Origin of the sequence: Corynebacterium sphenisci DSM 44792 (assembly GCF_001941505.1) — a bacterium.
Taxonomy (GTDB): Bacteria; Actinomycetota; Actinomycetes; order Mycobacteriales; family Mycobacteriaceae; genus Corynebacterium; species Corynebacterium sphenisci.
In genome coordinates, this window is record NZ_CP009248.1 from 344,711 (window position 1) to 370,388 (window position 25,678).

22 protein-coding genes are annotated in these 25,678 nt (G+C 76.9%); 14 read left to right on the plus strand and 8 right to left on the minus strand.

Annotated elements, in window-relative coordinates; genetic code table 11:
• Nucleotides 1-92: 92 nt before the first annotated feature.
• Genes CSPHI_RS01585 through CSPHI_RS01595 form a run of 3 tightly spaced genes read left to right on the plus strand, consistent with a single transcriptional unit; the run spans nucleotide 93 to nucleotide 3,912 of the window.
• Nucleotides 93-1,469, plus strand: a complete 1,377-nt coding sequence (locus CSPHI_RS01585; protein ID WP_169840387.1) for a SidA/IucD/PvdA family monooxygenase — start codon at nucleotides 93-95, stop codon at nucleotides 1,467-1,469.
• On the plus strand, nucleotides 1,466-2,227 hold the full coding sequence (locus CSPHI_RS01590; protein WP_075691195.1) for an SDR family oxidoreductase: 762 nt from the start codon (nucleotides 1,466-1,468) through the stop codon (nucleotides 2,225-2,227). Before CSPHI_RS01585 ends, CSPHI_RS01590 begins: the two co-directional genes overlap by 4 nt.
• A complete protein-coding gene (locus tag CSPHI_RS01595; protein ID WP_075691196.1) occupies nucleotides 2,224-3,912 on the plus strand; it encodes a (2,3-dihydroxybenzoyl)adenylate synthase in 1,689 nt (562 codons plus the stop codon). The genes CSPHI_RS01590 and CSPHI_RS01595 overlap by 4 nt, the downstream gene beginning before the upstream one ends.
• A gap of 10 nt (nucleotides 3,913-3,922) precedes the next feature.
• Here CSPHI_RS01595 and CSPHI_RS01600 read toward each other — a convergent pair whose 3' ends face one another.
• Genes CSPHI_RS01600 through CSPHI_RS01610 form a run of 3 tightly spaced genes read right to left on the minus strand, consistent with a single transcriptional unit; the run spans nucleotide 3,923 to nucleotide 6,929 of the window.
• Complete coding sequence (locus CSPHI_RS01600) at nucleotides 3,923-4,768, minus strand: ABC transporter ATP-binding protein (protein WP_075691197.1); 846 nt, start codon at nucleotides 4,766-4,768, stop codon at nucleotides 3,923-3,925.
• Nucleotides 4,765-5,841: a FecCD family ABC transporter permease gene (locus tag CSPHI_RS01605; protein WP_075691198.1), complete on the minus strand. Its 1,077-nt coding sequence runs from the start codon at nucleotides 5,839-5,841 to the stop codon at nucleotides 4,765-4,767. The genes CSPHI_RS01600 and CSPHI_RS01605 overlap by 4 nt, the downstream gene beginning before the upstream one ends.
• Nucleotides 5,838-6,929: a FecCD family ABC transporter permease gene (locus CSPHI_RS01610; RefSeq protein ID WP_084210176.1), complete on the minus strand. Its 1,092-nt coding sequence runs from the start codon at nucleotides 6,927-6,929 to the stop codon at nucleotides 5,838-5,840. Before CSPHI_RS01610 ends, CSPHI_RS01605 begins: the two co-directional genes overlap by 4 nt.
• A 166-nt stretch (nucleotides 6,930-7,095) precedes the next feature.
• Between CSPHI_RS01610 and CSPHI_RS01615 the strand changes: the two genes are divergently transcribed.
• On the plus strand, nucleotides 7,096-8,709 hold the full coding sequence (locus CSPHI_RS01615; protein WP_075691199.1) for an amino acid adenylation domain-containing protein: 1,614 nt from the start codon (nucleotides 7,096-7,098) through the stop codon (nucleotides 8,707-8,709).
• A gap of 11 nt (nucleotides 8,710-8,720) precedes the next feature.
• Here the strand turns inward: CSPHI_RS01615 and CSPHI_RS01620 are convergent, their stop codons facing one another.
• A complete protein-coding gene (locus CSPHI_RS01620) occupies nucleotides 8,721-8,942 on the minus strand; it encodes a phosphopantetheine-binding protein (RefSeq protein ID WP_084210177.1) in 222 nt (73 codons plus the stop codon).
• Nucleotides 8,943-9,089: 147 nt separating this feature from the next.
• Between CSPHI_RS01620 and CSPHI_RS01625 the strand changes: the two genes are divergently transcribed.
• Entirely contained in the window at nucleotides 9,090-15,878 is a 6,789-nt protein-coding gene (locus tag CSPHI_RS01625) for a condensation domain-containing protein (RefSeq protein ID WP_075691201.1), read from the plus strand.
• 32 nt (nucleotides 15,879-15,910) lie between these two features.
• Here CSPHI_RS01625 and CSPHI_RS01630 read toward each other — a convergent pair whose 3' ends face one another.
• Complete coding sequence (locus CSPHI_RS01630) at nucleotides 15,911-16,624, minus strand: GNAT family N-acetyltransferase (RefSeq protein ID WP_075691202.1); 714 nt, start codon at nucleotides 16,622-16,624, stop codon at nucleotides 15,911-15,913.
• 298 nt (nucleotides 16,625-16,922) lie between these two features.
• On the opposite strand from CSPHI_RS01630, the gene CSPHI_RS01635 reads away from it, so the two are divergent.
• The 3 genes from CSPHI_RS01635 to CSPHI_RS01645 all read left to right on the plus strand — a co-directional run bounded on the left by CSPHI_RS01635 (nucleotide 16,923) and on the right by CSPHI_RS01645 (nucleotide 19,953).
• A complete protein-coding gene (locus CSPHI_RS01635; RefSeq protein ID WP_075691203.1) occupies nucleotides 16,923-17,900 on the plus strand; it encodes an ABC transporter substrate-binding protein in 978 nt (325 codons plus the stop codon).
• Between the two features lie 130 nt (nucleotides 17,901-18,030).
• A complete protein-coding gene (locus tag CSPHI_RS01640) occupies nucleotides 18,031-18,891 on the plus strand; it encodes an MTB12 C-terminal domain-containing protein (protein ID WP_075691204.1) in 861 nt (286 codons plus the stop codon).
• A gap of 27 nt (nucleotides 18,892-18,918) precedes the next feature.
• Nucleotides 18,919-19,953, plus strand: a complete 1,035-nt coding sequence (locus CSPHI_RS01645; RefSeq protein ID WP_075691205.1) for a hypothetical protein — start codon at nucleotides 18,919-18,921, stop codon at nucleotides 19,951-19,953.
• Between the two features lie 77 nt (nucleotides 19,954-20,030).
• Here the strand turns inward: CSPHI_RS01645 and CSPHI_RS01650 are convergent, their stop codons facing one another.
• Nucleotides 20,031-21,119, minus strand: a complete 1,089-nt coding sequence (locus tag CSPHI_RS01650) for an isochorismate synthase (protein ID WP_075691206.1) — start codon at nucleotides 21,117-21,119, stop codon at nucleotides 20,031-20,033.
• Entirely contained in the window at nucleotides 21,116-21,760 is a 645-nt protein-coding gene (locus CSPHI_RS01655; RefSeq protein ID WP_075691207.1) for an isochorismatase family protein, read from the minus strand. Before CSPHI_RS01655 ends, CSPHI_RS01650 begins: the two co-directional genes overlap by 4 nt.
• Before the next feature lie 414 nt (nucleotides 21,761-22,174).
• Between CSPHI_RS01655 and rpsH the strand changes: the two genes are divergently transcribed.
• The 6 genes from rpsH to rplO are packed head-to-tail and all read left to right on the plus strand — an operon-like array spanning nucleotide 22,175 to nucleotide 24,814.
• A complete protein-coding gene (rpsH, locus tag CSPHI_RS01660) occupies nucleotides 22,175-22,573 on the plus strand; it encodes a 30S ribosomal protein S8 (protein WP_075691208.1) in 399 nt (132 codons plus the stop codon).
• A gap of 15 nt (nucleotides 22,574-22,588) precedes the next feature.
• Nucleotides 22,589-23,125, plus strand: coding sequence for a 50S ribosomal protein L6 (gene rplF, locus CSPHI_RS01665; RefSeq protein WP_075691209.1), 537 nt, complete (start codon nucleotides 22,589-22,591; stop codon nucleotides 23,123-23,125).
• Complete coding sequence (rplR, locus tag CSPHI_RS01670; RefSeq protein ID WP_075691210.1) at nucleotides 23,125-23,523, plus strand: 50S ribosomal protein L18; 399 nt, start codon at nucleotides 23,125-23,127, stop codon at nucleotides 23,521-23,523. The genes rplF and rplR overlap by 1 nt, the downstream gene beginning before the upstream one ends.
• Before the next feature lie 40 nt (nucleotides 23,524-23,563).
• A complete protein-coding gene (gene rpsE, locus CSPHI_RS01675) occupies nucleotides 23,564-24,172 on the plus strand; it encodes a 30S ribosomal protein S5 (protein WP_075691211.1) in 609 nt (202 codons plus the stop codon).
• Nucleotides 24,173-24,175: 3 nt separating this feature from the next.
• Nucleotides 24,176-24,361, plus strand: a complete 186-nt coding sequence (rpmD, locus tag CSPHI_RS01680) for a 50S ribosomal protein L30 (RefSeq protein ID WP_075691212.1) — start codon at nucleotides 24,176-24,178, stop codon at nucleotides 24,359-24,361.
• A 6-nt stretch (nucleotides 24,362-24,367) separates the two neighbouring features.
• Nucleotides 24,368-24,814: a 50S ribosomal protein L15 gene (rplO, locus tag CSPHI_RS01685; RefSeq protein WP_075691213.1), complete on the plus strand. Its 447-nt coding sequence runs from the start codon at nucleotides 24,368-24,370 to the stop codon at nucleotides 24,812-24,814.
• Nucleotides 24,815-24,948: 134 nt separating this feature from the next.
• Here rplO and CSPHI_RS01690 read toward each other — a convergent pair whose 3' ends face one another.
• On the minus strand, nucleotides 24,949-25,431 hold the full coding sequence (locus CSPHI_RS01690; RefSeq protein ID WP_075691214.1) for a neocarzinostatin apoprotein domain-containing protein: 483 nt from the start codon (nucleotides 25,429-25,431) through the stop codon (nucleotides 24,949-24,951).
• Nucleotides 25,432-25,678 lie beyond the last annotated feature (247 nt).

A 25,678-nucleotide genomic window follows, 5' to 3' on the forward strand; every position in this document is an offset into this window, starting at 1 on the left:
CATAGCGCAGATCGGCTCCGGTCGGGGCCCGTCCGCGACCCTCGCGAGCACCCTGTTGTAGGGCAAGCCTCACCTCGGATAGGGTGACCAGGGTGACCGATAGCGCCGCCGGGTCCGCCCCGGCCGACCCCGCCACCACCACCGCCGCCGACGGGGATCCCGTCGACCTGCTCGTCATCGGCGCCGGACCGAAGGCGGTGGCGCTGGCCGCCCGCGCCGCCGCGCTGCGCGCCACGGGCCTGCCCGCGCCCCGGATCCGGATCCTGGAGGCCCGCTCCGTCGGCGCGCACTGGGAGCGCCCCGGGGGCTGGACCAACGGCAACCTGCTGCTGGGCACCGCCCCGGAGAAGGACGTCGGCTTCCCCTACGCCACCGCCGGCGCCGGGGCGGCCTCCGCCGCGGTGGACGGGCACCTGGCGCAGTGGAGCTGGACCCGGTTCCTCATCGCCGCCGGGGACTACGCCGCCTGGGTGGACCGCGGCCGGCCCGCCCCCACCCACGCCACCTGGGCCCGCTACCTGCGCTGGGTCGCCGACCGGGCCGGGGCGCAGGTGCGCATCGGCCGGGTGATCCGCGCCGGGGTGGCCGAATCGGGGGCGGGCTGGGCGGTCACCGCCCGCGGCGCCGACGGGGTGGAGCGGGTGCACCGGGCCCGGGCGCTGCTGCCCACCGGACCCGGCCCGGCGTCCACCGTGATCGCGATGGCGCCCCGGGTGTACTCCCAGGCCTCCTTCTGGTCGGTGACCCACATGGAGCCGGTCTTCGGCGGCGCCGAGGTCGCCGTGATCGGCAGCGGCGAGGGGTCGGCGAACACGGTGGCGCAGCTGCTGCGGGTCGGCGCCGCCGGGGTGACCGTGATCTCCCCGGACCCGGCGATCTTCACCCGCGGGGAGAACCGCTTCGAGAACCGCCTGTACTCCGAGCCGGAGCGGTGGACCGCGCTGTCCGCGGCGCACCGCCGGGACATCCTGCGCCGCACCGACCGGGGGGTGTACTCCGCGGCGATGATGACCGCCATCGAATCCGATCTGCGCTTCGACCACGTCACCGGATGGGTGCGCACCGCGGTGCCGGAACCGGACGGGGTGCAGCTGATGGTCGCCCGGGCCCGCCCCGGCGAGGGCGGCGGACCGGTCGCGGAGGACTCCGTGATCCGGGTGGACTACGTCGTCGACGCCCGCGGCAACCCGCCGCTGTGGTTCCTGCGCTACTTCACCCCCGCCGCCCGGGAGGCCCTCGCCGACGCCGCCGGCGGAACCTCCCCCGAGGCGGTGGAGCAGGTCATCGACCGGGATCTCTCCGTCGCCGGGATGCGGCCCCGGCTGTTCCTGCCCGCCCTCGCCGGATTCCGGCAGGGCCCCGGATTCGCCAACCTCAGCTGCCTGGGCGCCCTGTCCGACCGGGTGCTCACCGGACTGGCCGCCGAGGCCGAGACCGCGCCGGCCCTCGGGGCGGGGGCGCCGGCATGAGCGCCACCCTGATCACCGGCGCCGCCTCCGGGATCGGCCGGGCCACCGCCCTGGCCCTGATCGGACGGCACCGGCTGCTGCTGCTGGACCGCGACGCCGCCGCCGTGGCGCGGCTCGCCGACGAGGCCCCGATCGCCGCCGCGATCGAGGCCGGGGCCTGCCGCACCGCCGTCGCCGACGTCGCCGAACCCGGTGCCGTGGCCGCCGCCCTGGACGCCGCCGGGGAGCTCGGCGGGTTCACCGGGGCGGTGCACTGCGCCGGGGTGCTCGCCCTGGGCGGGCTCGCCGAGGCGGACCCGGCGGAGCTGGCCCGCGCCCTGGCGGTCAACGCCGGCGGGGTCGCGGCCACCCTGGCCGCCCTGCACCCGCACCTGGCCGCCGCCGGCGGCGGCTCGGTGGTGGTGATCGGCTCCAACGCCGGGAGCACCCCCCGGGTCGGGATGGGCGCCTACAGCGCCTCCAAGGCGGCGGCGCATATGCTCGCCCGGGTCGCCGCCCTGGAATGGGGCGCCGAGGGCATCCGGGTCAACGTGGTGGCCCCCGGGGCCACCGACACCCCCATGCAGGCCGCCTTCGGCGGCCCGGACGCGGCGGCCGCGGCGGTGGCCGGGGACCCCGCCCGGTACCGGCTGGGCATCCCGCTGGGCCGGATCGCCGACCCCGGCGACATCGCCGCCGCCGCGGCCTTCCTGCTCTCCGACGCCGCCCGCCAGATCACCGGCCAGGTGCTGGTCGCCGACGGGGGGTGCACCCCATGAGCCCGCATCCGCTGCTCGACGGGCCCGCCTACCCGGAGGAGTTCGCGGCCCGCTACCGCGCCGCCGGGTACTGGACCGGGGACGTCTTCGCCGATTTCGCCGACCGGGGCGCGCACGTGCACGGCGCCGCCCCCGCGGTGTCCGGGGTGGACCACGCCGGGGCGCCGGTGACCTGGAGCCACGCCGAGCTCGCCGAGGCCGCCGCGGCGACCGGGGCGGGCCTGGCCCGGGCCGGGATCGGCGCCGGGGACGCGGTGATCGTGCAGCTGCCGAACATCGTGGAGTACGTGGCGGTGGTGCTCGGGCTGTTCCGGATCGGGGCGATCCCGGTGTTCGCGCTGCCCGCGCACCGGCGCAGCGAGCTCACCCAGTTCCGCCGGATCGCCCGGGCCCGCGGCTACGTCACCGCCGGCCGGGTCGCCGGCTGCGACCACCGGGGCCTCGCCGACGAGCTCATCGCGGACGCCCGCGCCGCCGGGGCGGAGGCCCCGGTGACCGTGGTCGTCGACGCCGACGGCGGCGGGCACGCCCGGCTCGCGGACCTGGCGGACCTCGCCGACCCGGCGGCGCGGGCCGCCGCCGCGGCCGCCGCCGGGCCCCCGGCGCCGGCGGACCCGGAGGACCTGGCGCTCATCCAGCTCTCCGGGGGCACCACCGGCACCCCGAAGCTCATCCCGCGCACCCACGCCGCCTACCACTACTCGATCCGCGCCTCGGCGGGGATCTGCGGCTGCGGGCCCGGCACCCGGATGCTGGCGGTGCTGCCCGCGGCGCACAATTTCACGATGAGCTCCCCGGGCATCCTCGGGGTGCTCTGGGCCGGCGGGGAGGTGATCCTGGCCCCCACGACCTCCCCGCGGCGCTGCCTGGAGCTGGTGGAGCGGCACCGGGTCACCGACGTGGCCCTGGTGCCGCCGCTGGCGATGGCCTGGATCGCCGCCCTGGACGGCTCCGGGGCGGACGTGTCCAGCCTGCGGGTGATCCAGGTCGGCGGGGCGAAGTTCACCGAATCCGCCGCCCGCCGGCTCACCGCCGCCTTCGGCTGCCGGCTGCAGCAGGTCTTCGGCATGGCCGAGGGGCTGGTGAACTACACCCGGGACACCGATCCCCCGGAGCTGGCGCTGACCACCCAGGGCCGGCCGATCTCCGCCGCCGACGAGATCCGGATCCTCGACGAGGACGGCGCCGAGGTCGCCGAGGGGGAGCCGGGGCGGCTGACCACCCGCGGGCCGTACACCATCCGCGGCTACCTCGGCGGGGCGGACCCGGGCTCCTTCGACGAGGAGGGCTTCTACGCCAGCGGGGACGTGGTGCGCCGGCTGCCCGGCGGCCACCTGGTGGTCGAGGGCCGGGTGAAGGACCAGGTCAACCGGGGCGGGGAGAAGTTCGCCGCCGAGGAGGTGGAGAACCACCTGATCGCCCATCCGGGGATCCTCGACGCGGTGGTGGTCGCGGTGCCGGACCCGGGCCTGGGCGAGAAGTCCTGCGCGGTGCTGGTCGCCGACCGGGAGCTGGACCCCGCCGAGGTGCGCGCCTTCGTGCGCGCCCGCGGGGTGGCCGCCTACAAGGTGCCGGACCGGGTGGTGCAGCGCGAGGCGCTGCCCACCACCGGGGTGGGCAAGATCTCCCGCCGGGAGCTGCGCGAGCGCCTCGCCGCGGAACTCGGCGGGGCCGGCGCCGGCTGAGCCGGCGGGCTCAGCGCGCCGGGGGCGCGGTGGGCACCACCAGCGGCCCGCCGGTCTGCGGATCCTCCACCACCACCGCGGAGAGCCGGAATACCTCGGCGAGCAGCTCCGCGGTGATCACCTCCTCCGGGGCGCCGACCGCGGCGACCGCGCCCTCGCCGAGCACCACCAGATGATCCGAGTAGCGGATCGCCAGGTTCAGATCGTGCAGCACCATCGCCACCGTGGTGCCGGTGCGCCCGGGCAGGCCCGCGACCAGGTTGAGGATGTCGATCGCGTGCGCGATGTCCAGGTAGGTGGTCGGCTCGTCGAGCAGCAGCACCTCCGCGTCCTGGGCCAGGGCCATGGCCAGCCAGGCGCGCTGCCGCTGCCCCCCGGACAGCGAGTCCAGCGGCCGGTCCGCGTAACCGGCGACGTTGGTCAGCTCCAGGGCCCGGCCCACCCGGCCGGCGTCGTCGGCGGTCCACTGGCGCAGCCAGGACTGGTGCGGATGCCGGCCCAGGGCCACCAGATCGCCGACCAGCATCCCCTCCGGGGCGGTGGGCATCTGCGGCAGCACGGCGATATGCCGGGCCAGCTCCCGCCGCCGGTAGCCGCCGATCGGCCGGCCGGCCACCGCCACCTCCCCGGACATCGGATCCAGCAGCCCGGCCAGGCAGCGCAGCAGGGTGGATTTGCCGCACCCGTTGGGGCCGATGACCGAGGTCACCGCCCCGGCCGGGATGGTCACGTCCAGGCCGGCGAGCACCGGCGCCCCGCCGTAGCCGGCGTGCAGTCCGGCGGCGGCCAGCGCCGGGGCGGCCCCGGGGGACCGTTCCGCGGTAGTGCGCTCGGTGCGGGAATCGGTGCCGGTCATCCGGGCCTCCTGTTGAGTTTCACGAGCAGGGCGATGAGGAACACGCCGCCGAAGGCGGCGGTGACCAGGCCCACCGGCAGCTCCGCGGGCAGCACCACCCGGGAGAACAGGTCCGCGCCGGTGAGCAGCACCGCCCCGGTGAGCGCGGAGGCGGTCAGCGGCGGGGTGGCCGCCCCGGCCAGGCGCAGCGCCAGCTGCGGGGCGACGAAGGAGACGAAGCCGATCGGCCCGGCGGCGGCCACCGCCAGCGCGGCCAGCGCGATCGCCACGCCGAGCAGCGCCCGCCGGGAGCGCAGCAGATCCGCGCCGAGCGCGGCGGCGGCGTCATCGGTCAGCGGCAGCGGGCGCAGCCGGTGCGAGAGCAGCGGGATCGCCGGGGCGAGCAGCGCCACGATGAGCAGCGCGGGCACGGTGCGCGACCAGGTGGCCCCGGCCAGGGAGCCGGTGAGCCAGAACTGGGCCTGGGCGGCGTCGCGGATCTCCGCGGAGGTGATCAGCCACTGGATGTAGGCCTGGAACAGGGCGGTGACGATCACCCCGGTGAGCACCAGCCGGAACGGGTCGCTGCCGCGCCGCCAGGCCAGCAGGTACACCAGCACCGTGGTCGCCGCCGCCCCGGCCAGCGCCGCCAGCGGCACCCCGAACCCGCCGAGGGTGGCGGCGACCCCGCCGAAGCCGGCGAAGCCGATCACGGTCACCGCGAAGGCCGACGCCCCCGAGGTGATGCCCAGCACATCCGGGCTGGCCAGCGGGTTGCGGGCGATGGACTGGGTGATCGCCCCGGCCACGCCGAGGGCCATGCCCACGGCCAGCCCGGCCAGGGCCCGCGGCATCCGCCAGCCGAAGATGATGTGGAACTCCACCGGGGTGGCCCGGACGAAGAGGATGCGCAGCACCTCCCCGGGGCCCAGGGGGTAGTCGCCCAGGGCCAGGGAGGCGACGAAGAGGGCGAAGGCCGCCGCGGCCAGGGCCAGGCAGGCCAGCAGGTTGCGGGGCCGCCGCGGCACCCGGAAGGGGCCCACCGCCACCGGGGCGGACAGCGCCGCGGGGTCGCGGCGGGTCGGGGCGCTCACAGCCGCACCACCTTGTCGCGCTGCAGCAGGTACAGGAAGAACGGCGCGCCGACCAGGGCGAGCACGATGCCCACCTGCAGCTCCCCGGAGGGCAGCACCAGCCGGCCGACCACGTCCGCGCCCAGGGTCAGGGTCGCCCCGGCCAGGGCCGCATACGGCAGCAGCCAGCGGTGATCCGGGCCGGTGACGGGCCGCACCAGATGCGGCACCACCAGGCCGACGAAGCCGATCGGGCCGGCCGCGGCGGTCGCCGCCCCCGCCAGGATCGCGATCAGCCCCATCCCGATCGCCCGGGCCCGGGCCACGTCGATGCCCAGCGCCCCGGCGACGTCATCGCCCAGGTTCAGCGCGTTGAGGGTGGGCGCGGTGGCGAAGGCCGCGGCGATGCCGACCAGGGCGAAGGGCAGCGCGGCGAAGAACACCGACAGGTCGCGGCCGGTGAGCGAGCCCACCGTCCAGAAGCGCATCCGGTCCAGGTTCGCCTCGCTGGTGAGCACCAGGGCGGTGGTGCAGGCGGTGAGCACCGCGGTCAGCGCCGCCCCGGCGATGATCAGCATCAGCGGGTTGCTCCGGCCGGCGCCCACCGAGGTCAACCCGAACACCAGGGCGGTGGCCGCGATCGCGCCGGCGAAGGCGCTCACCGCGGTGGTCATCGGGGCGACCACCCCGAAGAAGGCGAAGCCCACCACCACCGCCAGCGCCGCACCGGCGGAGATCCCGATGATGCCGGGATCGGCCAGCGGATTGCGGGTGTGGCCCTGGATGAGCCCCCCGGCCACGCCCAGGCAGGAGCCGACGACCAGGCCGACCAGGGTGCGCGGGAAGCGCAGCCCGGCGAGCACCCGCACCGTCGGATCCGCCGGGTCCGCCGCCGCGCCGGTCACCGCCGCCCACACCTCGGGCAGCGCGCGGGCCACCTCCGGCAGCGGGATGTCCCGGGCGCCGAAGGCCATCGAGGCCGCGGCGACCGCGGCGGTGGCCGCCAGCAGCAGCACCAGCCCGACCAGGCGGCGGCCGCGGGCCGCGCCGGCGGGCGGGGCCCCGGCGGCGGCCGGCTCGGCCGGGGCGGGGGCGGCGGGGGAGCTCATCGGGCGGGCGGATCCTTCGGGTGGACGGCGGGGGTCGGGGGTGCGGAATCGGTGGAACCGGGGGCTACGATAGCCAACGCACGCATGCTGAGGGAAGCCAAACGCCAGATCCCCGGCGGCGGCGCCGCCCGGCGCCGCCCCGACGACCCCGAGGAGAGCCCCGCCGATGAGCGCCGCGCCCACCCCCGCCGACCCCGCCGTCCATGGCGGGGTGGCCCATGACGACCGCCGCCGGGGCCCCTCCTACCCGGTGGCGCCCGGCAACGTCGCCGCGATGTTCCGGTCCGCCGCCGCGGCGCACCCGGACCGGGAGGCGGTGGTCGGCGACGGGGTGCGGCTGACCTACGCCGGCTTCGCCGCGCGCACCGGGGCGGTGGCCCGCTGGCTGGCCGCCTCCGGGGTGCGCCCCGGCGACCGGGTGGTGGTGCTCGCCCGGCGCTGCCCGGAACTGTGCGAGCTGGCGGTGGGCCTGATCCTCGCCGGCGGGGTGTACGTGCCGGTGGACGCGGACTACCCGGCCGAGCGGATCCGGTTCATCTGCGCCGACGCGGACCCGGCGGCGGTGGTGCTGGTCGGCGGGGCCGCCGCCCCGGAGGGGATCGCGGTGCCGGTGCTCGACGCCGCCGACCCGGCGGTGCTCGCCCGCCTCGACGCCGACGCCGCCGGCCCGGTGGCCGAGGGCGATTTCGGCGCCGACCCGGCCGGGGACGACCCGGTGTACCTCATCTACACCTCCGGCACCACCGGCCGGCCCAAGGGCGTGGTCAACGGGCACCGGGCGGTGGCCGCCCATCTGCAGACCATGGCCCGGGCGATGGACTCCGGGGAGGTGCGCGCCCTGCAGAAGGCCCCGGTGGGCTTCGACGTGGGCGTCGGCGAGATCCTCATCCCGCTGGCCACCGGCGGCACCGTGGTGGCGCCCCCGGCGGACTGGCGCACCGATGACCTGGAGACCTTCCTGCGCATGGTGCTCGAGCACCGGGTGACCGTGCTGTCCCTGGTGCCCAGCCTGCTGCGGGTGATCTTCGACGTGCTCGACGGGCTGGGCATGCCGGCGACCGTCTTCGCCGGGATCCGGGAGCTGATCCTCGGCGGGGAGGCGGTGCCCGCGGACCTGGTGGCCCGGGCCCGGGAGGAGATCGGCTGCCGGGTGTGGGGGCTCTACGGGCCCTCCGAGGCGGCGATGGACGTGACCTGGATCGAGTTCGGCGAGGGGGTGGAGCTGCGCGAGGGCGATCACCTCATCGGCTACCCGGAGGACAACGTGGTCTGCTACGTGCTCGACGAGGACGATGCGGAGGTGCCCGATGGCGAGCCCGGGCAGTTGCACCTGGCCGGGGAGCAGCTCGCCCTGGGCTACTTCCGCCGCCCCGAGCTCACCGCGGAGGCCTTCGTGGCCTCCCCGAACCCGGAGTGGGACGGCGGCCGGATGTACCGCACCGGGGACCTGGTGCGCTGGAACGACCGCGGCCAGCTGCAGTTCCTCGGCCGGATCGGGGACCAGGTGAAGATCCGCGGGCACCGGGTGGAGCTCGGCGAGGTGGAGGCGGTGCTGCGCGCCCTGGACGGGGTGCGCGCCGCCGCGGCCGCGGTGCGCGGCGACGCCGCCCGCCGGCTGGTCGGCTACGTGGTGGTCGACGACTCCGCCGGCGAGGACGCCGCCCTGCTGGCCGCGATGGCCGAGCGGGTGCCCGGGTACATGGTGCCCGCGGAGCTGGTCCGGCTGCCGGAGCTGCCCCTGGGCGCCAACGGCAAACTGGACCGGGCCCGGCTGCCCTGACCCGGGCCGGCTCAGTGGGCGAGCAGCGCCCGCCAGGCGGCCAGGGTCTGCTCCTCGGCGAGATCGGCGACGTCCACGTCCGCCCCGGCGTCGCGCAGCATGGTCTCGATCTCCATCAGCTGCACCGAGTCCAGGCCCAGGTCCGGCAGATGCGCGTCCTCGGCCACCTCCCCGGGATCCAGATCCAGCAGCGCCGCCACCCGGGCGCGCACCTCGTCGATGAGATCGGCCATCGCGATCATCCTTTCCTCGGCCCGCGGTCGGGCAGGGTCGCCTAATGCCGGGATGGTAGCCTAAGCAGTCGCCGCCGGCGTCCGCCGGGGGCGCCGGAACCGCGCCGCGCCGGCCGCGGCGCCCCCGAAGGAGAGGGCCCGCACCCGATGGCGCAGCACCCCGAGCACACCGTCCGCCCCGATGCCGTGGCGCTGCCGCTGACCGCCGCCCAGCAGGCCATCGTGGACGCCTGCGGGCTGGCCGGGCACCCCGGCCACTACATCGTCGGCGAGGTCCTGGAGCTCACCGGGGCCGGGATCGACCCGGACCGGGTGGCCGCCGCGGTGGCGGCCACCGCCGCGGAGGCGGAGGTGCTCCGGCTGCGGCTGCGCGAGCGGGACGGGGCGTGGACCCAGGAGGTCGCCCCGGAGCCGCCCCCGGCCCCGGAGCCGGTGGACCTGCGCGCGGCCCCGGACCCGCGGGCGCTGGCCGCGGCGGTGGTGGACGCCGAACGCGCCGGGCTCGCCGAGGCCACCGCGGACCTGGCCGGGGTGCCGCTGAGCCGGTACCGGCTGCTCCGGCTGGCCGAGGACGAGCTGTGGTGCGTGCAGCTCTACCACCACGTCGCCGTGGACGGCTACTCCGCGCATCTGCTCACCCGCCGGATCGCCGAGCACCACCGGGCCCTGGTCGCCGGCACCGCCCCGCGGCCGCCCCGGTTCGCGCCGATCGCCGACCTGGTCGCCGCCGACCGGGCCTACGCCGCCGGCGCCGAGCATGCCGCGGACCGGCGGTTCTGGGTGGGCCGGCTGGCCGCGGCGCCGGTCGCCGCCGGCCGGGAGGACCAGGTCGGCGACGGGGCCGCGGCGATGACCACGGTGCGCACCCTCGACCCCGCGGCCCGGGGGCGGCTCACCGAGCTCGCCCGGGCGCACCGGGTGGGCTGGACCGACCTGGTGCTCGCCGCCCATGCGGCGCTGCTGCGCCGGATCACCGGGCAACCGGAGGTGACCATCGCGATGCCGATGCTGGCGCGCACCACCCCGGCGGCGCTGCGCACCCCGCTGATGCTGGTGAACATGCTGCCGCTGACGGTGCCGGTGGACCCGGAGGCGCCCCTGGTGGAGCTCGCCGCGGCGATCCGGGCGGAACTGGCCGCGATCCGCCCGCACAGCCGCTTCCCCGGCTCCGCGCTGGCCCGGGCCGCCGGCCGCCCGGAGGCCGCGGCGCTGCTGCACGGGATGGGCGCCAACGTGAAGGCCTTCGACGCCCGCTTCGACTTCGGCGGCCCGGCCGCCCGGCTGCGCAACGTCGCCGGCGGCCCGCCCGAGGATCTGGTGCTGGTGGTCGCCCCGGCCCCGGACGGTTCCGTGGACCTGGCCTTCGAGCACGATCCCCGCAACACCCCGCCGGAGCTGGCGGCCGGCCGGCTGGACCGGATCCGGGCGATCCTGGACGGCGCCTGCGCCGACCCGGCGGCCCCGGTGGGCGCCCTCGGCGCCGGGACCGGGGCCCGGTGGCGGGCCGCGGCGCCGGGTAAGCCGGCCGGTTCGCCGGCGCCCTCGGCGGCGGAGCGGATCGACGCCCTCGCCGGGGGCGACCCGGGGCGCGCCGCCCTGGTCGTCGAGGCCGCCGACGGCTCCGGGGCGGAGCTGCGGATGAGCGCGGCGGAGCTGCTCGCCGCGGTGCGCGCCCTGGCCCGCCGGGTGCGCGCCGGCGCACCGCGGGGGGCGGTGGTCGCGGTGACCGCCCGGCGCTCCGCGGAGCAGGTGATCGCCCTGCTGGCCTGCCTGCACGCCGGGCGCACCGCGGTGGTCGCCGACCCGGGCGGGGGCGCGCGCACCGACGCGGTGCTCGCCGCCGCCGACCCGGCGCTGGTCCTCGACGACGCCGCCCTGGCCGGGGCGCGGCACCCGGACCCGGCGGCCGCCGGGCCCCGGGACTGGCCGGACCCGGATCCGGAGGAGATCGCCTACCTGATGTTCACCTCCGGGTCCACGGGCACCCCGAAGGGGGTGCGGGTGCCGCACCGGGCGCTGGCCGCGCTGCTCGCCGGGCACGCCGCCGGACTGCACCCCGAGGTGCTCGCCGCCCTGCCCGCCGGGACGGCGCCCGCGGTGGGGCACACCGCCCCGCTGCACTTCGACGCCGCCATCGACCAGCTCGCCTGGCTCTTCGCCGGGGCCCGGGTGCACCTGCTGCCCGAGGCGCTGCTGCTCGCCCCCGCCGCCTGCGCCGGCCGGCTCGCCGCCGCCGGGATCGGGATCCTCGACGCCACCCCCTCGCTGCTCGCCCCGCTGCTGGAGCTGGGCCTGCTGGAGCGCTGCCCGGACCTGGCCGCGATCCTCTGCGGCGGGGAGCCGATGCCGCAGGACCTGTGGGACCGGCTGGCCGCCGCCGGGGTCGCCGCCTGGAACCTCTACGGGCCCACCGAGGCCACCGTGGACGCGCTCGCCGCCCGGGTCCGCCCCGGCCCGGTGCACCTGGGCGAGCCGGTGCCCGGGATGACCGCGGCGGCGGTGGACCTCGACGGGGCGGAGGTGCCGCCGGGGGAGTGGGGGGAGCTGGTGCTCGCCGGGCCGCAGATCGCCGCCGGCTACCTCGGCGCGGACGCCGCCGCCTTCGGCGTCCTGGAGACCGCCGGCGGGGCGGCGGCGCCCGCCTACCGCACCGGGGACCGGGTGCGCCGGGAGCCGGGCCGCGGCTGGGTCTTCGGCGGCCGCCTGGACGACCAGCTGGAGGTGCGCGGGCACCGGGTGGAGCCCGGCGAGGTGGAGGCGCTGCTGCGCGGCGCGCCCGGGGTCGCCGACGCCGCCGCGGCCGCGGACGCCGCCGGCGGGGCGACCCGCCTCGTCGCCGCGGTGCGCCCGGCGGATCCGGCCGATGCCGCGCCCGCGGCGGCGGCCGCGCTGGCCCGCCGGGTGACCGCGGACCTCGCCCGCCACGCCCCGGCCTGGCTGGTGCCCGGCGGGATCGCGGTGGTGGACCGGCTGCCGGTGACCGCCCAGGGCAAAACGGACCGGCGGGCGGTGGCCGCCCTGGTCGCCGCCGCGGCCGGGGACCCCGCCGCCGGGCCGCGGGATGAGGCGGGGCGCTTCCTCGCCGCGGAAATCGGCGCGGTGCTCGGCGTCGACCCGGACCGGGTGCGCCTGGACCTGGACTTCATCTCCGGCGGCGGGGACTCCATCGCCGCCCTGCGGGTGGCCGCGGCCTGCGCCCGCGCCGGGCGCCGGCTGGACGCCGCGGAGCTGCTGGGTCCCGCCCCCCTGGCCGAGCTCGCCGCCCGGCTGCCCGGCCCCGGCGCCGCGGCCGGTGCGGACCCGGGCCCCGGCGCCGCCGGGCCCCTGGGCCGGGTGCCGGCCGACCCGGCGCGCGTCGGCGCCGGCGGATGTTGGACCACCCTGGTGGAGCCGGACCGGCCGGTGCCCGCCCGGGCGCTGGCCGCCGCCGCCGGGGACCTCGTCGCCTCCTACGGGGCGCTGCGCGCTATCGCCGCCGGCCCCGCCGGGGCGCCCGGGGAGCTGCTGGTGCCGCGCACCCCGGCCGCCGCGGCGGAGCGGATCGGCGCCGGCTGCGTGGACCAGGCCCCCGCCGGGGCGGGCCCGGGGGAACTGCTCGCCCTCGCCCGGGCCGGGGTGGACCCGGGGCGGGGCCGGATGTGGCGGCTGGCCCGCGCCGCCGACGGGCGCCGGATCGCGGTGGCCGCGCACCCCGCCGCCCTCGACGCGGAGTCCTTCGCCATGCTGCTGCGCCGGCTGCGCGCCCGGCTGGTCGCCGGTGCGGCGGTGGATCCGGTGGACGCGCGGCCGACCTGGCGCGGTGCCGCGGTGGCCGCCGCCGGCGCGGCCCCGCGGCGGCCCGATCCGGCGGCCGGCGGCGACGGCGGGGGCGCCGGGGCGGTGGCGGCGGTCGAGCTGCCCCCGGCGGTGGCCGCCGCCGCGGCCGCCGGCGGCCCCATCGCCGAGGCCTACCGCTGCGATCCGCGGGCCTGCTGCGCCGCCGCGGCCCGGCTGGCCGGGGCGCACCCGGTGCAGGTGGCGGTGCGCCCGCCGTGGGCGGCCGGGGTGCTCGGCGCGCTGGCCGCGCCCCGGGTGCTGCCCGCGGCGGAGCCGGCGCCGACCGCCCGGGCCGATGACCCGGACCGGGCCCGGCGGGTGCTGCTGGACACCAAGGAGCGGCTGCTCGCCGGCCCCGGGGACGCCGGGCCCGCGGCGGTGACGGTGGAGGTCATCGACGAACCGGTGGCCGAGGCCCCCGGGCCGGCCGGGATGGCCCGGATCACGGTGGTGCTGCCGGGGCCCGGCGCGGCCCGGCCCACCGGCCGGGTACTCGTCGCCGGGCTCGACCCGGAGCCGGCCCGCGCCCTGGCGGAGGCGGTGGCGCGGTCCCTGGGCGTCCTGGCCGCCGCCGCCCGGCTGTGCCCCGGGGCCTCCCCGGCGGATCTGCGCGGGCTGCTCGACCAGGACCGGATCGACGCCCACGAGGCCCGGCTGGGCCCGCTGGCCGACGCCTTCGGCACCACCCCCATGCAGCGGGCGCTGCTCGCCCGGCGCACCGCCGCCGGCCCCGGCGGCGGCTACGTGGTCGCCGCCGGGATCGACCTGCACGGGCCCGTGGACCCGGGGCGGCTGCGCGCCGCCTTCGCGGCGCTCATGCGCCGGCACCCGGTGCTGCGCGCCGGCTTCGACCCGGAGGCCCCCGGCGGGCCGCTGCACCTCATCCCGCGGCGGGCGGCGCCGCCCTGGCGCACCCTGGACCTGCGGGACCTGCCCGAGGAGGCCGGCCTGGCCGCCGCCGCGGCGGTGCAGCGCGACTACGCCGCCCGGGACATCGACGTCACCGCCCCGCCGCTGCTGGCGGCCACCCTGGTGCTGCTGCCCGGGGAACGCTCCCGGCTGGTGCTGGGCAACCACCATCTGCTCACCGACGGCTGGTCCACCCCGGTGCTGCTGCGCGATCTGCTGGAGCTCTACCACGGCCGGGACCCGCAGCCGGCGCGGCCGGCGGACTTCGCCGACCACGTCGCCCGGATCGCCGCCCGGGACGCCGCGGCGGACCGGGCCCGCTGGTCCCGGCTGCTCGCCGACCTGCCCGGGGGCACCCTGCTCAGCGTCGCCGCCCCGCCGGAGGCGGGGGAGGCGCCCGCGGCGCTGGCGGACCTGGACTGGCCGGCCGACGCGCCGGACCGGGCGGAGGTGGCCGCCCGGATCGCCGAGGCCGCCCCGGCGGGCACCGCCACGGTGCTGCCGGTGCCGCTGCCGGCGGCCACCGCCGCGGCGCTGCCGGAGCGGGCCCGGGAGCTGGGCCTGACCCCGGCGACCCTGGTGCAGGCCGCCTGGGCGGTGGCCCTGGCCGGGGCGCTGGGCCTGCGCGACGTGGTCTTCGGGGTCACCCTCGCCGGCCGGGACCCGGCGCTGCCCGGGGTGGAGGCCACCGTGGGCATGTTCATCACCACCCTGCCGATGCGGCTGCGGGTCGACCCCGCGGCGACCCTGGCGGAGCTCGCCGCGGACGCCGCCGGGATGGGCCGGGAGCTGGCCGGGCTGCAGGCCACCGCGCTGCCCGAGGCGGAGGCCGCCGGCGGGGTGGGCCCGCTGTTCGACTCGGTGGTGGTGCACGACAACCACCCGGTGGCGGACGGGGACCCGGACGCCGACCCGGCCGCCGAATCGCCCCGGGTGGGCCGGGTGCTCACCTCCGGCCGGGCGGAGGTGCCCCTCGCGGTGGTCGCCCCGCCCGGCGAGGACGCCGGCCTGGGCGTGGCCCATGAGCCGGAGCTGATCTCCCCGCGGGTGGCGGTGGCCCTGGCCGGCCGGCTCGCCCGGGCGCTGACCGCCCTGGTCGCCGATCCGGCCGCCCCGACGGGCCCGCTGCTCGGCGACCCCGAGGTGGCCACCCCCGGCGCCGCCCCCGAACCCGCCCCGGCCGCCCCGGTCGCGGAGGCCGCCCCGACCGCGGACGCCGCGGCGGGGGAGCCGGATCGGGGGGCGATCGCGGACACCATCGCCGAGGCGATGGCCGGGCTGCTCGGCCGGCCGGTCGCGGCGGGCGACAACTTCTTCACCATCGGCGGCGACTCCCTGGCCGCGATGCGGCTGCTCGGCCGGCTGCGGCCGAGGCTGCCGGAGCTCACCGTGGTGCAGATCGTCGAGGGCGGCTCCCCCCGGGAGATCGCCGCCCGGCTCGGCGGCGATGGCGCCGGCGCCCGGCTGCTCGCCCCGCTGCGCGGCGGCTTCGGCGCGCCCCTGGTGTGCGTGCACCCCGCCGGCGGGGTGGCGCTGCCCTTCACCCCGCTGGCCGCGACACTGCCCTGGCCCACCCCGGTGGCCGGGATCTCGCTGCCCGCCCCCCGGCCGGAGGTCCCCGACCTGGCGGGCCTGGCCGAGCGCTACGTCGAGGCGCTGCGCCGGGAACTGCCCGAGGGGCCCTACCGGCTGCTCGGCTACTCCTTCGGCGGCCAGGTGGCCCACGCCATGGCCGCCCGGCTGCAGGCCGCCGGCGCCGAGGTGGATTTCCTCGGGGTGCTCGACGCCTACCCCTGCGGGCACGGGCCGGGGGTGGGCGAACCCGATGCGGAGCTGCGCGAGCGGCTGGCCGCCGCGGAGGCCGGCGAACTGCCCGCCGCGGAGATCGCCGCGGTGGCCGGGATCCCGCCCGCGGCGGCGGCCCGGGCGGCCGCCGCCGGGGTGGACATCGCCGGCAACCTGCTCTACTGCGGGCGGCTGCTGCGCACCGCGACCCCGGTGCGCTACGAGGGGGAGGTCGCCGTGGTGGCGGCCACCCGGCCCTCCCCGGGCGCCCCGGCCGCGGACGGCTGGGACCCCATCGCCGCCTGGCGGGGGGAGCCCGGGATCACCGCGGTGCACGCGACCCGGCTGGACCTCGACCACGCCGGACTGGTCGGGGAGGACGGCGCCGCCCAGGTCGCCGCCTTCCTCGCCGGGCTGCGGCCCTAGGCCGCGCCCGGCCGCGGCCGGCCGCGGCCGGGTCAGCCCCCGAGGGGTGCGGGGGCCTCCCCGGGGGTGGCCTCGAGGAGCAGAGCCGGGCGCACCTCCGGGATCTCCCCCGGGTCCTTGCGCAGGATCAGCAGGTGGAAGGTGCGCCCGGGCAGCCGGTGCCAGCCGCCGTCGAAGCTGCCCGCGCGCAGGGCCACCTTCCGGGCCGCCCGGTTGCGCCAGTCCGGGTCGAAGACCACCCGCTCGAACTCGGGCTCCATCTCCATCGCCTGGGTCAGCCCGGTGGCCAGCATCAGCCCCGCCCGGCCATGGCCGGTGGCGGCCGGATCCCCGAAGCCGATGTGCACCCCGATGTCATGCGGGCGGGCCCGGTAGGTCAGGCCCACCACATCCCGGCCCGGCCGGTACAGCTCCAGGTAGGCGGCCGGTTCACCGGCGATGGTGAGCAGCACCGGCACCGAGTAGGTGCCCGCGTTCTGCGCCCGGATCCGCCGGGCCCACCAGGATTCCGGGTTGGCGAACTCCCAGGCCCGCGCCAGATGCGGGCGGTTCATCCACTCCGCGACGGTGGCGATATGCGGGCTGTCGTCCTCGATCCGGGCCAGGTGGTATTCCCCGGCCAGCGGGGGCACCGGGGGAGCCCCGGCGGCGCGGAACGCCGCGTCGGCGTCGGTGCGCTCCCGGGGCAGGTCCGGGTTGGCGAACTCCCCGGGCAGTGCGGCGTACGGTCCGGCGGCCTGCGGCATGGCGGCCCTTTCTCCCGATGACGTCCGCGCCGGGCGGCGCGGGCGAGTTGAGCCTACCCTGATCGGGGCGGCCGCCCCCGTCCGGGGCCCGCCCCCGAACCGGACCGGGCCCGGCGGCGCCCTGCGCGCCCGGGGCGGGGCCCCGTCCGGGGGCGGCCGGCCGGCCCCCGGGCAACGCCGTTCGCCGCCGGGGCCGGGTCATCGCAGGTGGGGTGGGTTCTGCACGGGGATAGATCAGGCGGGCCTATCTTTGCTAGGCTTCCCGCAGCCAGCATGTTTCCACAGGAAGGCTTCGAGAATGACGGGATCCCGTCACATCCGCCGCTTCAGCACGGCCCTGCTCATGATGATCGCGGCGCTGCTCGCGCTCCCGGCCTGCTCGGTGGTCGACAACGTCACCGGCGGCGGGGGCGAGGAGATCACCGTCACCCACGCCTGGGGCACCGACCAGTACCCGTACAAGCCGAAGAAGGTCGTCGCCATCGGCACCGGGGTGGACAACCTGCTCGCCCTGGGGATCACCCCGGACGCGGTGGTCACCCGCCCGGACGACGAATCCGCGGAGTGGAAGAAGGACAAGCTCGCCGACGTGCCCCGGATCGACTCCGCGGACGTCACCGCGGTGCCGGTGGAGGAGATCGCGGATCTGGAGCCGGACATCATCGTCGGCGACTCCTACCGGGTCTCCCAGCCCATCTACGACATGATGAAGCCGATCGCCCCGGTGCTCGGCGGCATGGGCGTGGACGGGGAGGGCCTGGGCTGGAAGCCGCAGCTGGTCGCCCTGGGCCGGATCTTCGGCGAGGAGCGCAAGGCCATGGAGATCATCGAGGCCGATACCGCGGCCTTCGAGGAGGTCCAGCGGCGGCTGCCCGGGTTGGCGGACAAGACCGCCCTGGTGGCCCAGCACCGCGGCGGGCAGTTCTACGCCATCGCCGACCCGGCGAACCCCTCCAACGACTTCTTCGCGGATCTGGGCATGGGCCTGCCGCGGAAGTTCGCCGAAGGCGAGCTGGAGGCCACCCTCGGCCGGGTGGCGATCTCCCCGGAGAACATCGAGGACCTCACCGCCGACCTGCTGGTGCTCTTCGCCGCGGACGGGATGGACGCGGTGCGCAAGGTCCCCGGCTACGACGAGCTGCCGGAGGTCGCCCGCGGCACCGCCGTGGAGCACAACGAGCCGATTTCCGCGGCGCTGAACGTGCCCTCGCCGCTGAACCGGCGCTGGGCCCTGGAGAAGCTCACCCCCGTCCTGGAGAAGGTGGCCAACACCTGACCGGGCCGCCCGCCGGCATCCGGCGCGGCCACCGCATGACCCAGACCACCGAAAGCCCCCGGGACGCCCCGGGCGCCATGAACCGACCAGGCCGGCCCGCGGGGCCGGCCGCGCAAGGGAGCAGCACCGAATGACCGACAAGGGCTTTGACGAGGACTACGACCCCGCCTACGGGGGCGACTTCGCCCCGGCGGAGGAGGACTACCCCGAGGAGGGCACGCGCTCGGGCGAGGGCGTGCACTGGCCGACGGTGCTCGCCGCCGCCGGCGCCTCGCTGCTGGTCGCCGCGCTGATCACCACCCTCGGGGTGGTGTGGGCGCTGCGCAGCGGCGATTCGGAGGACAAGGACGCCACGATCGCGATGTACGAGCAGCTGCTCGCCGCGGACGCCAAGCCGGTCTCCTCCGGCTCCGGATCGACCACGGCCGCCGACCACGGCACCCGATCCGGGGAGTCGCGCACCGCGGGCCGCGCCGGCTCCGGGGCCACCCGCTCCGGGGACGCGGGCCGCGCCGGCTCCGGGGCCACCCTGGACGGGGTCGACGCCGCGGAGGATCCGGATGCGGTGGACGACGGCGGCGACGCCGGCTACGTCGACGACGGCGGCTCCGCCGATGACGGAGCGAATCAGGCGCTCGCACCGGACTGGGGGCCGGTGGAGGTCGACGACAACATGCACCTGCTGATGAACCAGGGCACCGCCGACGCCACCATCGCCGAATACCTGGAGGCCGGCGCCGGCGGGGTGCCCACGGTCCGCGACATCCAGGCCCGCTTCGAGGCCGCCAAGCTGTTCTACAGCTGGGAGCTGGACTACGACAGCGTCTACATCGACGGTGACGCGCTCTACGCGGACCTGACCCTGACCCTGTCCGGGATGGGCACCAAGCCCTTCCCCATCTACTACCTCGACATCGACGCCGGCTGGCGCCTGTCCAACGAGAGCCTCTGCGACCTGGCCGAGCAGGCCCGCGTGGAATGCCGCACCTAGGCGACCCGTCAACCAAGGGAGAATGAGATGACCGAGCACGAAGCGAGCGAGACCCGCCGGGAGGCCCGCCGCCGCCGGCGCGCGGAGCGCCGCGCCGCACGCGAGGAGGCCCGCGGGGCCCGCGGCAGCCGGAAGTCCGGGATCGCCTGGGCCGCGGTGCTGATGTCCGTCGGCGTCGCCGCGGTGGTCTCCGCCATGGTGGTCACCGTCGGCGCCGTCGGGGTGGCGGCGAAGGGGCCGGGTGAGCCCCGGCCCCGCGCGGTGGCCCTGTGGGAGCAGCGGATGAACGCCACCGAGGCTTCCGGGGGCGGCGCCGCCCAGGCCGCCCGGGGCCGCGGCGGCAGCCGGGAGGGCGCCCGCGCGGGCTCCTCCTCGCGCACCCGCTCGGGTGGAGGAGCCCAGCGGAAATCCGCGGCCCCGCGCACGCGCGGCTCCGCGGCCGCGCCGAAGAAGCGGGGTTCGGCGACCCGGCCCGGCGGCACCTCCGGCAGCCGGCGGCCCGGCTCCCCGGCCCGGCCCCCGGCCGATGGCGCCGGCGGCCCGGACCAGCCCGGCGGAAACGCCGGTCTGCCGGATCTCGCCGCCGCCATCGACCTCATCTCCGGGCTGATCGGCTCCATCGGCGGGGGCAAGCCCGGCGGCGACGGCGGCCCCGACGGCGGCCCCGGCGGCATGCCCGCCGTGCCCGGCCTGCCCGGCAAGCCCGGTGCCGGCGGCGCCCCGGGCGGCGCCCCCGGCGGGGGCGCCCCCGACCCGGAGGGGCTGCTGCCCGGGATGAACGCGCTGCCCGATTTCGAGACCATCGCCCGCTGCATCGGCGATCTCGGGGTGCCGATCGCCCCGGGCGGCGGCGAGGGCGGCCCCGGCCTGCCGGGGCTGCCCGCCCCCGGCGAGGGCAAGGGCCCCGGCGGCCTGCTGCCGGTGTCCCTGGTGCTCGACCAGGACGCCCTGGCCGGCGCCGGGATGCTCCAGGAGCTCATCGCCGATCTCGTCGCCACCGGCGGCATCACCCAGGGGACCATCGACCGGCTGCACGGCCGCTCCCTGGCCCTCTGCGGCTGATCCCGCCGGCGCCGACGGCGCCCGCCGCACCCGGCATCGGGTGCCGCGGGCGCCGTCCGCGTGCGCCGGGGGCGGGCCTAGCCGGGCAGGCCCAGCGCGGCGCGCACCGGGCCCAGCTTCGCCTCGGTCTCGGCGACCTCCTCGGCCGGATCCGAACCGGCCACGATCCCGCCGCCGGCGTGCGCGATGACCTCCCGGCCGCGCAGCCGCGCGGAGCGGATCACCACCCGCCAGCGGCCGTCGCCGGAGCCGTCCGACCAGCCCACCGCCCCGGTGTAGAAGCCCCGGTCCGGCTCCTCGGCGGCGAGCACCGCGCGCACCGCCTCGGTGGGGTGCCCGCACACCGCCGGGGTGGGGTGCAGCGCGGCGGCCAGGGCCAGCGCCGGGGTGCGCCGATCCCGCAGGGTGCCGGTGATCCGGGTGCCCAGATGCCAGGTGTGCGAGGTGCGGGTCAGCGCCGGGGCGGGCACCTCCAGGCGGGTGCACCAGGGCCGCAGCACCCGGGCGATCTCGTCGACCACCCACTGGTGCTCGGCGATGTTCTTCGCCGAGGCGAGCAGCCCCCGCGCCGCAGCCTCGTCCGCCACCGGGTCCGGCTGCCGGGGCACGGTGCCGGCCAGGGGATGGGAGACCACCAGCGCACCGCGTTTGCCGAGCAGCAGCTCCGGGCTGGAGCCGACCAGGTGGGCGGGCTCGGCGGAGTCGTCCAGGCGCAGCAGGTGCCCGTCCCCGGTGGCGGAGGCGGCGAGGAAACGGTCCAGCAGCGCCACCGGGTCCGCCGGGGCGGCCAGCCGGGCCCGCAGCGTCCGGGAGAGCACGATCTTGTCGAAGCGGCCCCGGTCGATGTCCGCCAGCGCGGCGCGCACCCGTCCGGCGTGCGCCGCCGGATCCGGGTGCACCTCCTCGGCCACCACCGCCGGCCAGACCCCGGCCCGGGCCGGGGCCCGGGTGCCGGAGCGGCGGAACCGGGCGGGCCGGAACAGCCGGGGCGGCTCCGCGGCGTGGAAGGGCAGGGCCCCGACCACCATCGCCTCCGGATCCGCGGCCAGCGCCGCCAACGCCCCGGGCACCTCGTCGAACCGGCCGGCCACCCCATGGCCGGTGACCACCCCGGCGGCGTCGGCGAGCACGAAGCTCGGCGCCGAGGCGGGTGCCGCGGCGCTCATCGGGCGGCGCCGGGCGCGGCGAGGGCGGCCAGCGCCTCCGCGGTGTCGAGCACCCGGCCGCAGCGCCGGGCCACCCAGTCCACGGTGGTCCGGTGCTCCGCGGCGGAGAAGTCCGCGATCGCGTCGCGCACCAGGAAGGCCCGGATGTCGTTCATGAACGCGTCCGCGGCGGTCATCTGGCAGCCCATGTGCCCGTACACCCCGGTGATGAGCAGCTGATCCCGGCCGGCGAAGCGCAGCGCGGGCAGCAGGTCCGTGCGGGTGAGCGCGGAGTAGCGCCATTTCACGATCACCTCATGGCCCGGCCCCGGGGCCAGCTCGGCGATGATCGCGGCATCGCGCTCGGTCTGCAGCCCGTCGCCCCAGAACTCGGCGAGCAGCCCCCGCCGGGCGGGGGCCTGCGCCGGCGGCTGCGCCGAGTAGTACACCGGCGCCCCGGCGGCGTCCGCGGCGTCGACCAGCGCCCGGATATTCGGCACCGTCGTGGCCATCGGCTCCGCGGCCCGGTCGTAGGGGTCGATGAAGTAGTTCTGCATATCGTGCACGAGCAGCGCGGCGCGGCCCGGATCCGGGGTCCAGGGCACCGCGGGCGGCGCTTCGGCCTCGGGGATGGGGTAGGGCGGGATCGGCGGAATCGCCATGGGCGGGTCTCTTTCCTCAGCGGCCGGGACGGCCCCGACCCAGGCAATGCTATTTAGCGCAGGCTCACCTGGCAAGCCCGCCCCCGGCGGGGTGCCGCGGGGCGGCCCCGGCGGGGATTTTGACTGGTGGGGACGACCTGCTAGCCTCGAACGGTCCGTTCCGCACGGACGATCGGTCACGCATGCCCCGGGCATGGGGCCGGCCGGCGCGCGGGGCGGCCAACCACACGTCAACTTTGCTGAAGGCCCCCCGCCTCACAGCGTCCCGCTCGTACAGGGTGGCGAGCCGCCGCGGCTACTGAACCGCGGCGGCGCCGAGCAGCCCGCAAATCGGGTGGATCACGCCAGCCGCGCCGGTGACGGCGCGCGAGGTGGGCCGGGAACCGCGGCGAGAAAGGAAGACGGTCACACACCATGACCATGACTGATCCCATCGCCGACATGCTGTCGCGCGTGCGCAACGCGAACAACGCGTTCCACGACACCGTGTCGATGCCCTCCTCGAAGCTCAAGGCGAACATCGCCGAGATCCTCAAGCAGGAGGGCTACATCGAGGACTACGTCGTCGAGGACGCCAAGGTCGGCAAGACCCTGAGCCTCACCCTCAAGTACGGCCCGTCCCGCGAGCGCTCCATCGCCGGCGTCCGGCGCGTGTCCAAGCCGGGCCTGCGCGTGTACGCCAAGTCCACCAACCTGCCGAAGGTCCTCGGCGGCCTGGGCGTGGCCATCATCTCCACGTCCCAGGGCCTGCTCACCGACCGTCAGGCTCACGAGAAGAAGGTGGGCGGGGAAGTCCTCGCCTACGTCTGGTAAGGGGGACCGAGGAACATGTCGCGTATCGGCAAGAATCCCATCGCAATCCCGGACAAGGTCGACGTCGCCGTCGACGGCCGGACCGTCACCGTCAAGGGCCCCAAGGGCGAGCTGGCCACCACCATCCCGGCGCCGATCAGCGCCTCCGTGGAGGACGGCCAGATCGTGGTCGCCCGCCCGGACGACGCCCGGAAGAGCCGCGCCCTGCACGGCCTGTCCCGGTCGCTGATCAACAACCTCGTGGTCGGCGTCACCGAGGGCTACCAGATCAAGATGGAGATCTTCGGCGTGGGCTACCGCGTGCAGAAGAAGGGCAATGACCTCGAGTTCGCCCTGGGCTACTCCCACCCCGTCCTGATCGAGGCCCCCGAGGGCATCACCTTCGAGGTCGACGGCACCACCAAGCTGTCCATCTCGGGCATCGACAAGCAGCAGGTCGGGCAGATCGCCGCCAACATCCGTCGTCTGCGGAAGAACGACCCCTACAAGGGCAAGGGCATCCGCTACGAGGGCGAGCAGATCCGCCGCAAGGTCGGAAAGACGGGTAAGTAATGAGCAACAACGAATCCAAGCGACTCCCGGTCGGCAAGGACATCTCCACGCGTCGCCGCGTCGCGCGCACCCGCCGGCATGCCCGGCTGCGCAAGCGCGTGCACGGCACCGCCGAGACCCCGCGTCTGGTGGTGCACCGCTCCTCGCGGCACATCTCCGCGCAGATCATCGACGACCAGGCCGGCCGCACCCTGGCGGCGGCCTCCACCGTCGAGCCGGACCTCCGCGGCATCGAGGGCGACAAGAAGGCCCGCGGCGCCAAGGTGGGCGAGCTGATCGCCGCCCGCGCCAAGGAGGCCGGCATCGAGCAGGTCGTCTTCGACCGTGGCGGCTACCAGTACCACGGCCGCGTCGCCGCACTGGCCGACGCCGCCCGCGAAGGCGGGCTGAAGTTCTAATGATGACCCGCAACGAGAAGTCCAACGGAAGGAACGCGTGATGTCGGAACAGCGCGATGGCGGACGTGGCTCCGCCGGCAACAACAACCGCCGCGGCGGCGGCCGGGACAACCGCCGCCAGCAGGACGAGCGCAACCAGTACCTCGAGCGCGTCGTCACCATCAACCGCGTGTCCAAGGTCGTGAAGGGCGGGCGCCGCTTCAGCTTCACCGCCCTCGTCATCGTCGGCGACGGCCAGGGCATGGTCGGCGTCGGCTACGGCAAGGCCAAGGAGGTGCCGGCCGCGATCCAGAAGGGCGCCGAGGAGGCCCGCAAGAACTTCTTCCGGGTGCCCATGATCGCCGGCACCATCACCCACCCGGTGCAGGGCGAGGCGGCCGCGGGCGTGGTCATGCTGCGCCCCGCCGCCCCCGGTACCGGCGTCATCGCCGGTGGCGCGGTGCGGCCGGTGCTGGAGTGCGCCGGCCTGCAGGACGTGCTGTCGAAGTCCCTGGGCTCCGACAACGCGATCAACGTCGTCCACGCCACCGTGGACGCGCTCAAGCAGCTGGTGCGCCCCGAGGAGGTCGCGGCCCGCCGCGGCAAGACCCTCGAGGAGGTCGCGCCGGCCGGTATGCTGCGCGCCCGCGCCGCAGGACAGGGGGCGTAACCCATGGCTCTGAAGATCACCCAGGTCCGCGGCACCGCGGGCACCAAGCAGAAGCACAAGGACTCGCTGCGCACCCTCGGCCTCAAGCGCCGGCACCAGACCGTCGTGCGCCCGGACACCCCGGACGTGCGCGGCCTGATCCAGGCCGTGCGGCACATGGTCGAGGTCGAAGAGACGGCGGGGGAGTAGGTAACAATGACTGATCCCATCAAGCTGCACGATCTCGCCCCGGCCCCGGGTTCCCGCAAGGACAAGACCCGGGTCGGCCGCGGCGAGGCCTCCAAGGGCAAGACCGCCGGCCGCGGCACCAAGGGCACCAAGGCCCGCAAGCAGGTGCCCGCCTCCTTCGAGGGCGGCCAGATGCCGCTGCACATGCGGCTGCCGAAGCTCAAGGGCTTCAAGAACCCGCGCAAGGTCACCTTCCAGGTGGTCAACGTCGCGGATCTGGCCCGCCTCTTCCCGGAGGGCGGCGAGGTCACCATCGCCGACCTGGTCGCCAAGGGCGCGGTGCGCCCGAAGCAGCCGGTGAAGATCCTCGGCAACGGCGACATCGACGTCGCCGTCAAGGTCACCGCCACCAAGTTCTCGGGCTCCGCGAAGTCCAAGATCGAGGCCGCCGGCGGCAGCGTCACCGAGGCCTGATCGGGCCCCGGCGACGCGCCCCGCGCGACGCAGGCGAACCCGCCCACCCCCTCGGGGGTCGGGCGGGTTCGCCGATCCCGGGCCCCCTTTCCCGCCGCGTGTCTGGGGAAGGGGATTTCCCGTCGGAGTGGCGGTTACTCCACCTCGACGGGGATCTCCACGATGTCGCCGAAGCCCTCGACATGGTCACCGAAGAGCTTGATCACGCAGGCGTCTGACGTGCAGTCAACGGAACGCCCGCTCGTGCTGACCGTGAGAGTCGAGGAGATCGTTCCGTCCGCGGAGATGCCCTCCGGGGCGCCGTTGTTGCGGAACCACTTCTGGGTGCTGCCGTCCTGGCGTCCCGCGCATTCGGCGCAGGGTTTGCCCGGTGTCATCTCCGCACGGCAAAGCCCGAGGTAATAGCCGGATTCCGGGTCGAGTCCGGTGGCGCTGACGTCGATCTCATCGCCTTCTGCAAGACCCTCCGCGCGTTCGACGGTCAGGGTGATGCCACCTGGTGCAGTAGCGGTGACCGGTTCCTCGGCGCTGCCTCCGGTGGAGCAGGCAGCGACTGTCAGCACGGGCATGAACGCGAGTGCAGCCCCGGCGAATCGAAGTCGGTGTCTTGCGTGCATGGCCGGAGAATAGCATGTATCTTAGGCGAGGCTAGCCATCTGTTCGATACTGCCAGAGGAGACGTGGATGAGGTGGTCTCCGCTCTGGCCGGGGATCGGGGGACGTGCGGCGACCGGGGCGCGCCCAGCACAACCGAACTCGAGGGAGGTGGGTCTGTGCACGACCTAGTCTTCGGCGAAGCCGGTCAGAAGGCTGCGGATTCTGCGACTATGTCCCTGACCGTCCTTCGGGATGGGCGTTGTGGAG